Origin of the sequence: Embleya scabrispora (assembly GCF_002024165.1) — a bacterium.
GTDB classification, from domain to species: Bacteria; Actinomycetota; Actinomycetes; order Streptomycetales; family Streptomycetaceae; genus Embleya; species Embleya scabrispora_A.
This window is the reverse complement of record NZ_MWQN01000001.1, coordinates 522,016-535,544: the sequence shown is the minus strand read 5'-3', so window position 1 is coordinate 535,544 and position 13,529 is coordinate 522,016. Positions and strand designations below refer to the sequence as shown.

Genomic DNA, 13,529 nt, shown 5'->3' with positions numbered 1-13,529 from the left:
CCCCGTGGCCAAGCAGAGCGTCGCCGAGCAGTTCGTGGACATCCTCGCCCAGGCCGGGGTGCGCCGGCTGTACGGCGTGGTGGGCGACAGCCTCAACCCGATCGTGGACGCGGTGCGCCGCAACGCCGCGATCGACTGGGTGCATGTACGGCACGAGGAGGTGGCGGCGTTCGCGGCGGGCGCGGAGGCGCAGTTGACCGGTCGGCTGACCGCGTGCGCGGGCAGTTGCGGTCCGGGCAATCTGCACCTGATCAACGGCCTGTTCGACGCGCACCGCTCACACGCGCCGGTGCTGGCGCTCGCGTCGCACATCCCGGGCGGCGAGATCGGCACGGCCTTCTTCCAGGAGACGCACCCGGACCGGCTGTTCGTCGAGTGCAGCCACTACAGCGAGATGATCGGCACGCCCGAGCAGATGCCCCGGGTGCTCCAGTCGGCGATCCAGCACGCGGTGGGCCTGGGCGGGGTATCCGTCGTCACCCTCCCGGGTGATGTGGCCGCGCGGCCGGCGCCGGAGCGGGGCTATCAGGTGACGCTGCCCACCTCGCTGCCGTCGGTGCGCCCCGGTGAAGCGGATCTGGCCGCGTTGACCCGGATGGTCGACGAGGCCCGGCGGGTCACCCTGTTCTGCGGCGCGGGCACGGCGGGCGCGCACGCGGAGGTGATGGCCTTCGCCGAGCGGATCAAGGCTCCGGTGGGCCACGCGCTGCGCGGCAAGGAGCACATCCAGTACGACAATCCGTTCGACGTGGGCATGTCGGGGCTGCTCGGCTACGGAGCGGCGTACGAGGCGATGCACGAGGCGGACCTGCTCATCCTGCTCGGCACCGACTTCCCTTACAACGCCTTCCTGCCGCAGGACGTGGCCACCGTGCAGGTGGACGTAAGGCCCGCGCACCTGGGCCGGCGGACGAAGCTGGACCTGGCGGTATGGGGCGACGTGCGCGAGACGCTGCGCGCGCTGACCCCGATGGTGCGGGCCAAGACCGATCGCCGGTTCCTGGATCGCATGTTGAGCAAGCACGCCGACGCCCTCGAAGGGGTGGTCAAGGCGTACACCCGCAAGGTGGAGAAGCATGTGCCCATCCACCCGGAGTACGTCGCCTCGATCCTGGACGAGGAGGCCGACGACGACGCCATCTTCACCGTCGACACCGGCATGTGCAACGTGTGGGCGGCCCGCTACCTGACCCCGAACGGGCGGCGCCGGGTGATCGGTTCCTTCTCGCACGGCTCGATGGCCAACGCACTGCCGCAGGCGATCGGCGCGCAGTTCCCGTACCCGGACCGGCAGATCGTGTCGATGTCCGGCGACGGCGGATTCTCCATGCTGATGGGCGACCTGCTCACCCTGGTGCAGTCCGAACTGCCGGTGAAGATCGTGCTGTTCAACAACTCGTCGCTGGGGATGGTCGAGTTGGAGATGATGGTCGCCGGCCTCACCCCGTTCGGCACCACCAACAACAACCCGGACTTCGCCGCGATCGCCCGCGCGGCCGGTGCGTTCGGTGTGCGGGTGGAGAAGCCGAACAAGGTCCGCGGCGCACTCCGCGATGCCTTCGCCCACAAGGGCCCGGCCCTGGTCGACATCGTCACCGACCCGAAGGCGCTGTCCATCCCCCCGAAGATCACCGCCGACCAGATCCAGGGCTTCGCCCTGAGCGCCGGCCGCACGGTCCTGAGCGGCGGCGTGGGGCAGATGATCCAAATGGCCCGGACCAACCTCCGCAACATCCCGAGGCCCTGAGCCCGCGCCCGACCCACGCCGAAGAACCCCGGAGCGGCGGCTCGGAGGAGGGCGGGCCGCCGCCGGACGGTCCGGGTTCGATATTCGGTGTGGCCGACCCCGGGACAGATCATGAGCCGTCTGCTTGACTGTGCCGCGTAATTCTTGGTGGGGGCTTGGGCTGGGAGTCGGCATGGGTGCGTTGGATGGCGTCAAGGTGGTCGAGTTGGCCGGGATCGGCCCCGGCCCGTTCGTCGGAATGATGTTGGCGGACGCCGGCGCCGGGGTCGTCCGGGTCGACCGGCCCGGCGGCGCCTCGATGCCCTCCATGGCGGTCGGGCGCGGCCGGCTCGGCACGATCGAAGCCGATCTCAAGGACCCCGCCGCGCGCGACGCCGTACTGCGGCTGATCGCCGGTGCCGACGTGCTCGTCGAGGGCTTCCGGCCCGGCGTGGCCGAACGGCTCGGCCTCGGGCCGGACATCTGCCTCGAGGCCAACCCCCGCCTCGTCTACGCCCGGATGACCGGCTGGGGCCAGGACGGCCCGCTCGCACCGCGGGCCGGACACGACATCAACTACATCTCGATCTCCGGCGTGCTGCACTCCTTCGCCCGCGCCGGAGAGCGACCGGTGCCGCCGCTGAACCTGGTCGGCGACTACGGCGGCGGCGCGATGTTCTGCGCGTTCGGCATCCTCGCCGCGCTGCTCTCGGCCCGAACCACCGGGCGCGGTCAGGTCGTCGACGCCGCGATGACCGACGGCTCGGCGACGCTGAGCACCTTCATCCACGGCATGCGCGGCATGGGCGGCTGGGCCGGCGAGCCCGGCGCCAACCTGCTCGACACCGGCGCGCCGTTCTACGACGTGTACACCACCTCCGACGACCGCTACCTCGCCGTCGGCGCGATCGAATCGCAGTTCTACGCGCTGTTCCTGGCCGGCCTCGGCCTCGCCGACGAGGACCTGCCCGAACAGATGGACCGCGCCGGCTGGCCGCTCCTGCGCAAGCGCTTCGCCGAGGTGATCGCCGGCCGCACCCGCGACGAGTGGGCTGCCGTCTTCGAGCCGGTCGACGCCTGTGTGACACCGGTGCTGACCTGGGACGAGGCGGTCGAACACCCGCACAACCGGGCCCGATGCACCTTCGTCCGCCCCGACGGCACGCTCCAGCCCGCCGCCGCGCCCCGGCTCTCCGCGACCCCCTCGGTGGCCGGGGACGCCACCGGCCGCGTCGACGCGGCACTTCTGGAGGGCTGGGGGCTGACCCCCGAGCAGGCCGCCACGCTCGCCCCGCAGGGCTGACCTCGGCGGGCGGTTCGGCCGTCACCCGCACGGACGTACCCGGCGCCGGCATCGGCCTCGGCGCCGGGCCCCGGCATCGCACCGCGCCCGCCCGGCAACGCATGTCCGCGCAACCGCACATCGTGGCACGCGTATCCCGAGCGTGTCCGGCATTCCGGCACAAATGTTTCACCGAGTAGTGAAATCTCTACGATCGGTCGTCATGGACACCACCGCGCTCACCGACACCACCCGCCCGCGCGCCCGCGCGAACACCCTCCCGGCCGACCACATCGCGCGGCTGCTCGGCGAGACCGCCCCCGTACGGCAACGGGTGCTCCGGCACACGGTCTACCGCGACCTCACCGACCTCGCCGCGATCCGGGTGTTCATGGAGCATCACGTCTTCGCCGTCTGGGACTTCATGTCCCTGCTGAAGAGCCTGCAGCGGCGGCTCACCTGCGTCGAGGTGCCGTGGGTGCCGCGCGGCGACGCGGAGATCCGGCGGATGGTCAACGAGATCGTGCTCGGCGAGGAGAGCGACACCACCTCGCTCGGCCCGCTCAGCCACTTCGAGCTCTACCTCACCGCGATGGACGGCGCCGGCGCCGACACCCGCCCGGCCCGCCGCTTCCTCGGCCTGATCGCCGACGGCGTCCCCGTCCCCGAGGCGGTCGGCGCGTGCGGGGCGCCCGCCGGCGCCGCCGCGTTCGTGTGCCGCACCTGGCAGGTCGTCGCCCACGCCCCGCTGCACTGCGTCGCCGCGTCCTTCGCGCTCGGCCGCGAAGAGTTGATCCCGCGCATGTTCGACCACCTCACCACGCTCGACGACCTGCACGACGGCCGGCTCACGGTGTTCCGCGAATACCTCGCCCGGCACATCGAGGTGGACGGGGACGAACACGGCCCGATGGCACTGCGCCTGCTCGCCCAACTGTGCGCCGCCGGCCCCGACCCGGCCCGTGCCTGGCGCGAGAGCGCGGGTACGGTCACGGTGTCGCTGCGCGCCCGCGCCGACCTGTGGGACGCGGTGCGCGACGCGGTCGCGACGGGACGCGCCGACGCGCACTGAACCCGCGTCGGGGCTGCCGAAGGCCAGGTGATATGTCATATGTTTGGGCGCGTGACCCACGACCCGAACCTTTACCCACCGACCGCCTCGGCCGCGCTCAAAAGGCCGCCGCCGACGCGGGACTCGACGCCCTGCTCGTCTCGCCCGGCGCCGACCTGCGCTACCTCACCGGCTACGAGGCGCTTCCGCTGGAACGCCTCACGTGCCTGGTGGTGCCCGTCGCCGCCGAGCCCTTCCTCGTCGTCCCCGGCCTGGAACGACCCGCCGCCCTCGCGTCACCGGCGGGCGCGCTGGGGATCGACGTGCTCGGCTGGGCCGAGACGGACGACCCGTACGCGCTGATCGCGCAGCGGCTGCCCGCGCAGGTCGCCCGGGTCGGCCTGGACAACCACATGTGGGCGGAGAAGGTACTCGCCTTCCGCACCGCGCTGCCCACCGCCGAACAGAGCCTGGCGGGCGATGTGTTGCGCGAGTTGCGGATGCGCAAGTCGGCCGCCGAGGTCGAGGCGCTGCGCCGGGCCGGCGCGGCGATCGACCGGGTGCACGCGCGCGTGGGCGAGTGGCTGCGGGCCGGTCGTACCGAGCGCGAGGTGGGCGCGGACATCGCCGACGCGATCATCGCCGAGGGGCACATCCGGGTGGACTTCGTGATCGTCGGCTCCGGCCCCAACGCCGCGAGCCCGCACCACGAGTTGTCCGACCGGGTGATCGAGACCGGCGACGTGGTCGTGGTCGACATCGGCGGCACCACCGAGGACGGCTACTGCTCGGACGAGACCCGGACGTACGCCGTCGGCGAGCCGCCGGCCGAGTTCCGCGCCTACTACGACGTCCTGGAGCGCGCCCAGGCCGCCCAACTCGCGGCCGTACGCCCCGGGTTGACCTGTGAGGAACTGGACGCGGTGGGCCGCGACATCATCACCGAGGCCGGCTACGGCGACTACTTCATCCACCGCACGGGCCACGGCATCGGGCTGGAGAGCCACGAGCACCCGTACATCGTCCAGGGCAACAAGCTGCCCCTGGAGCCGGGCATGGCCTTCTCGATCGAGCCCGGGATCTACATCCCCGACACGCACGGGGCGCGGATCGAGGACATCGTGATCTGCGGGGAGGACGGCGGCGACCCGATGAACGTGCGGCCGCACGGGCTGACGGTGCTCTAGGCTGCGCCGGGCCGGTGGTTTCGGGACTCGCCGGGCCCGCCGACGGGCTTTCGAAGCCCTGCAGACCATTCCGAGGCGGGCCGGTCCACTCGGCCCACCGTCCCCGGACTCCGGCCGCTCGGGCACGGCGGCCCGGCGTCCGGGGACGGACGCCGAAGCGGACCCTTCCCGGCCGGACGGGCTGGGGGTCGGAGGCCGAGGGCGGTGGGCAACCGGTGTGTATTGCCTGGACAACTTGAGCCCGTCCGGCGTTTGAGGACACCGGCCGGAGGCCGGGTGTCGTGGAGGCACGCGCGTTCGTGTCGCGCGGCCCCTGTCGCCCGGAGCGGCCTCCGGCCCGGTGTCCTCAAACGCCGGACGGGCTGGGGGGCGGGGCCGAGGGTGGTGGGCAACCGGTGTGTATGGCCCGGGCAACTTCAGCCCGTCCGGCGTTTGAGGACACCGGCCGGAGGCCGGCATGGTGGGCAACCCGCGTGTGCCGGGAGCGATTGAGCCCGTCCGGCGTTTGAGGACACCGGGCCGGAGGCCGGTTGGGCTCGGGCGTGGTCGAGGCGCGCGGCGTGCTCGTGGGTGTGGGCCGCGTCGATGGTGGGCGGGTACGCGGCGTCACCGTACGATCGTGCGCAACGGCCGGGGGCGAACCCCACCCGGTCCGCCGCCGGCCACCCGCCGGGTCCGGCCACCCCCGGACCGCACGGAAGGACGTCCCCATGGCTGTCCCGCGCACGCTGCCCACCGACGAGTCCCGTGCCCTGCTCGACCTCACCCGGGACCTCACCGCCCGGGAGATCGCGCCACGCGCCGCCCCCGACGAGGCCGACGGACGTTTCCCCCGCGAGGTGTTCGCCACCCTCGGCGCCGCCGGACTGCTGTCGCTGCCCTATCCGGAGGAGTACGGCGGGGGCGCGCAACCCTACGAGGTCTACCTCCAGGTGCTGGAGGAACTGGCCGCAGCCTGGCTGGCGGTCGGCCTCGGCGTGTCGGTGCACACGCTGGCCTGCCACCCGCTCGCCACGTTCGGTACGCCCGAGCAGCGGGCCGCGCACCTGCCCGCGATGCTGGGCGGCGAACTGCTCGGCGCCTACTGCCTGTCCGAGCCGCACTCCGGCTCCGACGCGGCGGCGCTGAGCACCAAGGCGGCGGCCGACGCCGACGGGTACACGCTCACCGGGACCAAGGCGTGGATCACCCACGGCGGGGTCGCCGACTTCTACACCGTCCTGGCCCGTACCTCGCCCGAAGGCGCGCACGGGATCAGCGCGTTCCTGGTCGACGCGCACACCCCGGGCCTGGCCGCCGCCGCGCCGGAGCACAAGATGGGCATGCGCTCCTCGCCCACCGCGCAGATCCACCTGGACGGCGCCCGGATTCCGGCCGAGCGGCGGATCGGCGCGGAGGGCCAGGGGTTCTCCATCGCGCTCGCCGCCCTCGACTGCGGCCGGCTCGGCATCGCCGCGTGCGCCACGGGTGTTGCCCAGGCCGCGCTGGACGTGGCGGCCGACTACGCGCAGGACCGCACCCAGTTCGGCGGGCCGATCGCCGACAAGCAGGGCATCCGGTTCATGCTCGCCGACATGGCCACCGCGATCGAGGCGGGCCGCGCGCTGTACCTGGCCGCCGCCCGATTGCGCGACGCGGGGCTGCCGTTCGGCCGACAGGCGGCGATGGCCAAGCTCTTCTGTACGGACACGGCGATGCGGGTGACGGTCGACGCGGTGCAGATCCTCGGCGGCTACGGCTACACCACCGACTTCCCGGCCGAGCGGTACATGCGCGAGGCCAAGTGCCTGCAGATCGTCGAGGGCACGAATCAGATCCAGCGCATGGTCATCGCCCGGGACCTGCTGCGGAAGGGGTGAGCGACGGCGACTCGGGCCCCGCGGCGAACGCGAGGGTGTAGCCGGCGATCGCGGTACGGTGGCGGGATCCGGGGGTCGCGCTTCGCATCCGAAGCCGAACGGGTCGAGGCGAGGAGGCCGCGGAGATGACGACGGAGCACGCCGCGGGGTCCGGGCCGGGATCCGCGACGAGGCCCGACGCCGGGCTCAGCACCGATGAGGCGATTCGGGCGATGTTGCTGCTGATGCCGCGCGTGGCCGCCCGGCTCAAGCGCACCCGGATCCCCGAGCGGTTGCGGTCGATGAACCTGGCGCCGCGACACCTGTCGCTGCTGGCGTACCTGCTCTTCGACGGCCCGATGCCGGTCAATCGGCTGGCCGCGCGCCTCGAGGTGGCGCCGACCACGGTGAGCCTGATGGTCAGCGACCTGGGCCGCCAGGGGGTGGTGGAACGACGTACGGATCCGGCCGACCGCCGGCGGTCGATCGTGGCGATCACCGACGACCCGGAGACTCGGACCGCGATCGAGAACTGGCTCGCGAACGGCGCCGACGCCTGGCGCCGGGCCTTCGACCCGCTGTCGCCGGCCGATCGGGCGATGTTCGTGCGGACGATCGGGGCCTATGAGAACGGAGCCGCGCGCGAGGAGGAGTGAGCGGTCAGCCCCGGAGTGCCGGGAGCAGGTGGGCCTCCTCGTAGGCGAAGTGCTCCTCCAGGCCGGCCGACACCGCCTCGAACTCCGCGCGCAGGTGGGCCGGTTCGGCGTCCGGCCCCCGGTCCGGTCCGGCGGCTCGTTCGAGAAGCGCCGCGAAGGCGGCCAACGCCTTCTCCACGACCGCGTGTTCCGCGCGCAGGCGCCTGATCGCCGGGACCAGCTCGGGGTATTCGCGCTCGAAGGCGGAGAAGGCGCCGTCCTCGCGGATGTGGTGCAGCTGGAGGTGTCGGCACAAGGTCAGGCAGTGTCGGCGCAGTCGGCCGGCAAGGTCGTCGGCGTCGGCCGTGTCGAGGGCGCCCGGATCCGGTTCGCCGGCAAGGGCGTGTTCGAACCGGGTCCGGACCTGGTCGATCTCGGCCCGCAGATCCTCGTGGTGGCGGATCAACTGCTCCGCGATCAGCCGTGCGCGGGCCGGGTCCCCGGTCAGGTCGAGGGGATGGAGGGCGATCACCGGGATGGTTCGGGTGGTTGCCGCCGCGTAGTCGCGGAAGGCCGGATTCCGTGCGCACTGAAGGTCCCACTGGGTATCGCGCTCGTCCCCGGTGAGCGGGACGGCCCGGGCGGCGAACGGTTTCACGCGGCCTTCGTCGGTGCCGATCTCCATGGTCACCTGGGGGGTGGCGACCAGGTTCAGGTACCAGTGCGGGTTGTGGGGGCGCCCCGCGTTGGAGGCGAAGACCAGCCATCGGTCGCCGTCCCGCGCGGCGACGACGGGAGTGGTCCACGGCTTGCCGGTGTGTCGGCCGGCGGTGGTGATCAGGACGAGGGTGACGCCCTCGAACATGCCGCCGACGCGGCCGTTGTGGGCACGGAACTCGGCGATGATCGGCGCGTTCGGGTCGGTGTGGGTGGCAGTTTCGGACATGCGTGTCTCCGGGGTGCGGCGGCTTCGTAGGTAGCTTTGCTTTGAAAGCAAATCTATTTGAAGGCTAGTGACGCCTCGGAAGCGCTGTCAACGCCGCGTGGGCACGGGCATGCCACGGCCGCCGGGCGACGGTGCCTACGCCCGGCGGAGGTGGTGAGAGTGTGCCCGCGTCCGGGCCGGCCGCGTGCCCGGGTGGGTCAGGCCGTGTGCGAGAAGGGTTGCGCGCGCCAGTCCAGACCCGGAGGCAGCGTCCGGATCGAGGGCTGCGGGAGTGCCGGCGGCGGTCCGGCGGCGACGCGGTCGGCCGGGGCGGTGACGGTCGTGCCGGAGCCCGGGCAGGGGCGGATGCCGAACGGGTCCCGCACGCTCGGGCACACCACGTGGTCCGGCAGCGTCGCGCCGTCGGCGACCGGGTCCAGGACCAGTACGACGCCGCACTCCGGGCACGCGCGCCGCACGCTCGGGGCGGCGGGGGTGTCCGAGGATCGATCTGGGTGGTTCGTGTCGTCGAAGTCCTCGACGAGATCCCGCTGCACCGTTCCGGGGCATGGGTCGACGGCGATGCTCATGGGCTCCCCCTGTCGCCACGGCGCCGAGGCGACGGCGCGCTCCGCCGACGATAGTCCGCCCGACCGGAACGTTGCAGTACTGATCCGGGTCGATTTCCGCACCGGGGCAATCGTTGCCCCGCCGGCCGGACACGACCGGTCGCCCCGACCCGATCTCCGCACCGCACGCGCCGTGTTGCCCGCCCGTGCCGCTACGTGGCCGCCGCGTCGGCCGCTATCGGCGCGGCGTCGATCGCGCGGCGCAGTTGTTCCAGGCGGTAGGGGAGGGGTTCCCAGCCGGGGCGGCCGACCATGTCCACGTTCAGGCGGACCACCGTACGGGTGTACGCCCGGGCCAGGCCGCGCGGCATCAGCGGCATTCCGGCCGGGCGGGGCCGGGAGTTGCCGTCCTCGTCGGGGATGCCCGAGTGGTTGCCCCGCACCGACACCCACACGGCGGCCACCTCGCCGCGCAGCGGCCACACCAGGTCGGCGCGTACGTCCAACCAGCGGCGCAGCGCCGCGCGGGTCGGGCCGGACAGCGGCAGTATCTCGGTGACGGCCGGATTGACGGTGCGGGCCTGCGGGTGACGCACGATCGTGACGGTGCGCTCGTCCGGCCCCAGGTCCTCCAGCCGCATCGCGCACAGCTCGCCCGCCCGCGCACCGGTGTCCAGGACCACACCGATCAGGGCGAACAGTCGGATCCGGCCCGCGTCCGCGCCCGCCCGGTCGGCGTGCTCGCCGAGCCAGTTCAACAGGAGCGAGCGCTGCCGGGCGCCCACCGGCGTCTTGAGCTCGGGCATGGCCGGCCGCTCCGGCAGCTCCACCGGTACCGATCCGGCGCGGGCCAGGATCTCCAGGCAGTCCATCCGCACGCGCATGCTCGCCGTGGTCGAGATGCCGGCGCCCGCGACCGCGCGGGTGCGCAGCCGGCCGCACCGGGCCAGTTCCAGATAGCGCCGCGTCGGCTCGGCGGACAGCAGCGCCGCGAGCGAGGCACGGGCCTCGGCCGGGAAGCCCTCCTGGACCAGTGCGCGGCGCAACTCGCCCACCACCCAGCGCAGTTGCCGGGCGCGCGCGGCCGAGGTGTCGGCCCGTGCGGTCACGCGCAGCAGGGCCCGGTCGAGCTGATCGAGCGCGGGCGCGCGCTCCTCGGTGGCCATGTTCGCACTGTAGCCGGCGCCACCGACGAACCGGCCGCGTCGACCGCCGCCGGACGGGGGAGTCGCGGCGCGAGGGGCGCACTCGGCGGCGCGCCGACACCGGAGCGCGCCCGTGACCGCGCCCGAACCGCACCGGGGCCGCGCTTTCACCTCCGATGCCATAGGTTCCTCGTGTGGAGGACCTGGACCGACAGATCGTCAAACTGCTGCTGCAGGACGGGCGGATGAGCTACACCGACCTGGGCAAGGCCACCGGCCTGTCCACCTCGGCCGCCCATCAGCGCGTACGCCGACTCGAACAACGCGGCATCATCCGCGGCTACGCCGCCGTGGTCGACACCGAGGCCATCGGCCTGCCGCTGACCGCGTTCATCTCGGTCAAACCCATCGACCCCAGCGCCCCCGACGACGCCCCCGAACGGCTGGCGGACCTCGAGGAGCTGGAGGCATGCCACAGCGTGGCCGGCGACGAGAGCTACATCCTCAAGGTCCGCGTCCCGACCCCGGGCGACCTGGAGACGCTCTTGGCCCGAATCCGCCTCCAGGCAGGTGTGTCGACCCGCACCACGGTGGTCCTGTCCACCCCGTACGAGGCCCGCGCACCCCGCTTCTGAGCCGACCCGGCGGGCGTCGGGGCGTGCCCGGGCGCGGTTCGTGGCGAGCCCGCGCCGCTCGAAGGGGTGACCTCCGGCTCGGCGTTGCCCCGGCGCGGGCCACACTGGAGGCATGACCACGCTCCTCCTGCGCAACGGCGCCGTGCACAGTCCGGCCGATCCCTTCGCGACCGCCATGGTCGTCGAGAACGACACCATCGCCTGGATCGGCGCCGAGGGGGCGGCCGCGGCGCACGTCGACGCCGTCGACGCGGTGCTCGACCTCGGCGGCGCGCTGGTCACCCCGGCGTTCGTCGACGCGCACGTGCACGCCACCGCGACCGGCCTCGCCGCGACCGGGCTCGACCTGACCGGCGCGCCGTCGTTGGCCCACGCGCTGACCGCGCTGGAGGAGCACACGAAGGCGCGCGGACTGTCCGGGCCGGGCCGCGTCGTGCTCGGGCACGGCTGGGACGACACCGGCTGGCCCGAGGGACGCCCGCCCACTCCCGCCGAGTTGGACCGCGCCACCGGCGGCGCGACCGTGTACCTGTCCCGAACCGACGTGCACTCCGCCGCCTGCTCGCCCGCGCTGCTCGCGCTGGTCCCGGGCGAGCACGGCGACACGCCGCTCGCCGGTGCCGCGCACCACGTCGCGCGGGCCGCCGCCTACGCCGCGCTGACTCCGGCCGACCGGCTCGCCGCGCAGCGCGTCACGCGGGAGCGGGCCGCCGCGCTGGGCATCGGGACGCTGCACGAGTGCGGTGGGCCGGAGATCGCCGGCGAGGCCGACTTTCGCGCGCTGGCCGTGCTCGCCGCCGAGGAGGCCGGTCCGGACGTTTTGGGCTATTGGGGCGCGCTCGCGCACGACGCCGAGCACGCCCGCGCGCTGCGGGCCGATCTGGGCGCGCACGGCCTCGGCGGCGACCTGTTCATCGACGGCTCGCTCGGCTCGCACACCGCGTGCCTGCACGCGCCCTATGCCGACGACCCCGGCACCGGGTTGACCCATCTGGACGCCGAGCAGGTGGCCACGCACCTCGCCGCGTGCACCCGGGCCGGGATCCAGGCCGGCTTCCACGCCATCGGCGACGCCGCGATCGGCGCGATCCTGGCCGCCGCGCGCGATCTGATCGCCGGACCGCACGCGGCCGCGTTCCGGGCCCTGCGACACCGGGTCGAACACGCCGAACTCCTCGACGCCGACGCGGTGCAGGCCTTTGCCGAACTCGGCCTGACCGCGTCCGTACAGCCCGCCTTCGACGCCGCGTGGGGCGGCCCGGACGGCATGTACGTGCGCCGCCTCGGCGCCGAACGCGCCGCGCTGATGAACCCGCTGGCCGCGCTCAGCGCCGCCGGCGTCCCGCTCGCGTTCGGCTCCGACGCGCCGGTGACCCCGCTCGACCCGTGGGGCACGATCCGCGCCGCCGCCTTCCACCGCACGCCCGGGCAACGGATCAGCGTGCGCGCCGCGTTCGCCGCCCACACCCGCGGCGGCCACCGGGCCGCCGGTCGCGACGACGCGGGCGTGCTCGTGCCCGGCGCGCCCGCCACCTACGCGGTGTGGGACACCACCGAACTGGTCGTCCAAGCCCCCGACACCCGACTCTCCGGCTGGTCCACCGACCCGCGCTCGGGCACCCCGGGCCTGCCCGACCTGGATCCCGGGCTGCCGCTGCCGCGCTGCCTGCGCACCGCCGTACGAGGCACCACGGTGTACGCGGCCGAGGGAGCGCTCGACCCGGCGTGAGCGAGCACCGGCGCCACCGAGGTCAGCCGGCCGGCGTCGGCGCCGGGGTCCCCGACGACCCCGGCGCCCGCTCGGCCGGTTCGCCCGAATCGGATCCGCCCGCCGCGACCGTGCGACCCGTCGCGCGCTCCGGCACGGTCAGCAGCGGCAGGAAGACCTGCACCAACGGGCCGATCGTGAGCGCGTACAAGACCGTGCCCAACCCGACCGAGCCGCCGAGCACGAAGCCCACCGCCAGGACCGCGACCTCGATGCTCGTCCGGATCAACCGCACCGAACGCCCGGTCCGCCGCACCATCCCCGTCATCAGGCCGTCGCGCGGCCCCGGCCCGAGCCGGGCACCGATGTACGCGCCGCCGGCCACCGCGTTCAGCACCACACCCGAGACCAGGAAGGCCGCGCGCCAAGCCCACGCGTCGGGGGCGGGCAACCACCGCAGCGAGGCGTCCACCGCGAGGCCGATCACCACCACGTTGCTCACCGTGCCGAGCCCCGGACGCTGCCGCATCGGCAACCACAGCAGCAGGACCGCGGCGCCCACCACGATCGTCACCACGCCGAAGCTCCACCCGGTGCGCTCGGCGAGGCCCTGATGGAACACGTCCCACGGATCCAGGCCCAACTCGGCCCGAATCATCAACGCCATGCTGAACCCGTACAGCGTGAGCCCCGCGTACAACTGGACCAAACGTCGGACCCACGACCAAGCCACCGTGCACCCCTGTTTCGCGCCTGACTGCCAAAAAAGAGCCAACGGTGAAAGAATCGCGGACACCGGATTCCGTATCCATAGCCAATTCGACAGGA

12 protein-coding genes are annotated in these 13,529 nt (G+C 73.4%); 8 read left to right on the top strand and 4 right to left on the bottom strand.

Features of this window, described 5'->3' with window-relative positions; all coding sequences use genetic code 11:
• Positions 1 to 4 precede the first annotated feature (4 nt).
• The 6 genes from B4N89_RS02625 to B4N89_RS02600 all read left to right on the top strand — a co-directional run bounded on the left by B4N89_RS02625 (position 5) and on the right by B4N89_RS02600 (position 7,740).
• Positions 5 to 1,747 carry a pyruvate dehydrogenase gene (locus B4N89_RS02625; RefSeq protein ID WP_078974254.1) on the top strand — a complete coding sequence of 581 codons (1,743 nt, stop codon included), beginning with the start codon at positions 5 to 7 and terminating at the stop codon, positions 1,745 to 1,747.
• A gap of 172 nt (positions 1,748 to 1,919) precedes the next feature.
• On the top strand, positions 1,920 to 3,029 hold the full coding sequence (locus tag B4N89_RS02620; RefSeq protein ID WP_078974253.1) for a CaiB/BaiF CoA transferase family protein: 1,110 nt from the start codon (positions 1,920 to 1,922) through the stop codon (positions 3,027 to 3,029).
• Positions 3,030 to 3,231: 202 nt separating this feature from the next.
• A complete protein-coding gene (locus B4N89_RS02615) occupies positions 3,232 to 4,080 on the top strand; it encodes a DUF3050 domain-containing protein (RefSeq protein WP_078974252.1) in 849 nt (282 codons plus the stop codon).
• A gap of 32 nt (positions 4,081 to 4,112) precedes the next feature.
• Entirely contained in the window at positions 4,113 to 5,246 is a 1,134-nt protein-coding gene (locus B4N89_RS02610) for a M24 family metallopeptidase (RefSeq protein WP_078974251.1), read from the top strand.
• A 710-nt stretch (positions 5,247 to 5,956) separates the two neighbouring features.
• The gene (locus tag B4N89_RS02605) at positions 5,957 to 7,105 is read left to right on the top strand and encodes an acyl-CoA dehydrogenase family protein (protein ID WP_078974250.1); all 1,149 of its coding nucleotides are present in this window, start codon (positions 5,957 to 5,959) and stop codon (positions 7,103 to 7,105) included.
• 125 nt (positions 7,106 to 7,230) lie between these two features.
• Entirely contained in the window at positions 7,231 to 7,740 is a 510-nt protein-coding gene (locus tag B4N89_RS02600; RefSeq protein WP_078974249.1) for a MarR family winged helix-turn-helix transcriptional regulator, read from the top strand.
• Positions 7,741 to 7,744: 4 nt separating this feature from the next.
• Here the strand turns inward: B4N89_RS02600 and B4N89_RS02595 are convergent, their stop codons facing one another.
• The 3 genes from B4N89_RS02595 to B4N89_RS02585 all read right to left on the bottom strand — a co-directional run bounded on the left by B4N89_RS02595 (position 7,745) and on the right by B4N89_RS02585 (position 10,379).
• Positions 7,745 to 8,665, bottom strand: a complete 921-nt coding sequence (locus B4N89_RS02595) for a nitroreductase/quinone reductase family protein (RefSeq protein WP_078974248.1) — start codon at positions 8,663 to 8,665, stop codon at positions 7,745 to 7,747.
• 197 nt (positions 8,666 to 8,862) lie between these two features.
• Entirely contained in the window at positions 8,863 to 9,234 is a 372-nt protein-coding gene (locus B4N89_RS49560) for a hypothetical protein (RefSeq protein ID WP_078974247.1), read from the bottom strand.
• A 191-nt stretch (positions 9,235 to 9,425) separates the two neighbouring features.
• Positions 9,426 to 10,379, bottom strand: coding sequence for a site-specific integrase (locus tag B4N89_RS02585; RefSeq protein WP_078974246.1), 954 nt, complete (start codon positions 10,377 to 10,379; stop codon positions 9,426 to 9,428).
• Between the two features lie 173 nt (positions 10,380 to 10,552).
• On the opposite strand from B4N89_RS02585, the gene B4N89_RS02580 reads away from it, so the two are divergent.
• Both B4N89_RS02580 and B4N89_RS02575 read left to right on the top strand, forming a co-directional pair.
• Positions 10,553 to 10,993 carry an Lrp/AsnC family transcriptional regulator gene (locus B4N89_RS02580; RefSeq protein WP_020549917.1) on the top strand — a complete coding sequence of 147 codons (441 nt, stop codon included), beginning with the start codon at positions 10,553 to 10,555 and terminating at the stop codon, positions 10,991 to 10,993.
• A gap of 112 nt (positions 10,994 to 11,105) precedes the next feature.
• A complete protein-coding gene (locus tag B4N89_RS02575; RefSeq protein ID WP_078974245.1) occupies positions 11,106 to 12,722 on the top strand; it encodes an amidohydrolase in 1,617 nt (538 codons plus the stop codon).
• A gap of 22 nt (positions 12,723 to 12,744) precedes the next feature.
• On the opposite strand, the gene B4N89_RS02570 is transcribed toward B4N89_RS02575, so the two are convergent.
• Positions 12,745 to 13,368 carry a YczE/YyaS/YitT family protein gene (locus tag B4N89_RS02570; protein ID WP_235618877.1) on the bottom strand — a complete coding sequence of 208 codons (624 nt, stop codon included), beginning with the start codon at positions 13,366 to 13,368 and terminating at the stop codon, positions 12,745 to 12,747.
• Positions 13,369 to 13,529: the final 161 nt, after the last annotated feature.

Bases quoted from the DNA above. Each gene is read 5' to 3' on its own strand.
- B4N89_RS02620 (WP_078974253.1), top strand. From the start codon at position 1,920: ATGGGTGCGTTGGATGGCGTCAAGGTGGTCGAGTTGGCCGGGATCGGC.
- B4N89_RS02615 (WP_078974252.1), top strand. From the start codon at position 3,232: ATGGACACCACCGCGCTCACCGACACCACCCGCCCGCGCGCCCGCGCG.
- B4N89_RS02610 (WP_078974251.1), top strand. From the start codon at position 4,113: ATGTCATATGTTTGGGCGCGTGACCCACGACCCGAACCTTTACCCACC.
- B4N89_RS02605 (WP_078974250.1), top strand. From the start codon at position 5,957: ATGGCTGTCCCGCGCACGCTGCCCACCGACGAGTCCCGTGCCCTGCTC.
- B4N89_RS02600 (WP_078974249.1), top strand. From the start codon at position 7,231: ATGACGACGGAGCACGCCGCGGGGTCCGGGCCGGGATCCGCGACGAGG.
- B4N89_RS02595 (WP_078974248.1), bottom strand. From the start codon at position 8,665: ATGTCCGAAACTGCCACCCACACCGACCCGAACGCGCCGATCATCGCC.
- B4N89_RS49560 (WP_078974247.1), bottom strand. From the start codon at position 9,234: ATGAGCATCGCCGTCGACCCATGCCCCGGAACGGTGCAGCGGGATCTC.
- B4N89_RS02585 (WP_078974246.1), bottom strand. From the start codon at position 10,379: ATGGCCACCGAGGAGCGCGCGCCCGCGCTCGATCAGCTCGACCGGGCC.
- B4N89_RS02575 (WP_078974245.1), top strand. From the start codon at position 11,106: ATGACCACGCTCCTCCTGCGCAACGGCGCCGTGCACAGTCCGGCCGAT.
- B4N89_RS02570 (WP_235618877.1), bottom strand. From the start codon at position 13,368: ATGGCGTTGATGATTCGGGCCGAGTTGGGCCTGGATCCGTGGGACGTG.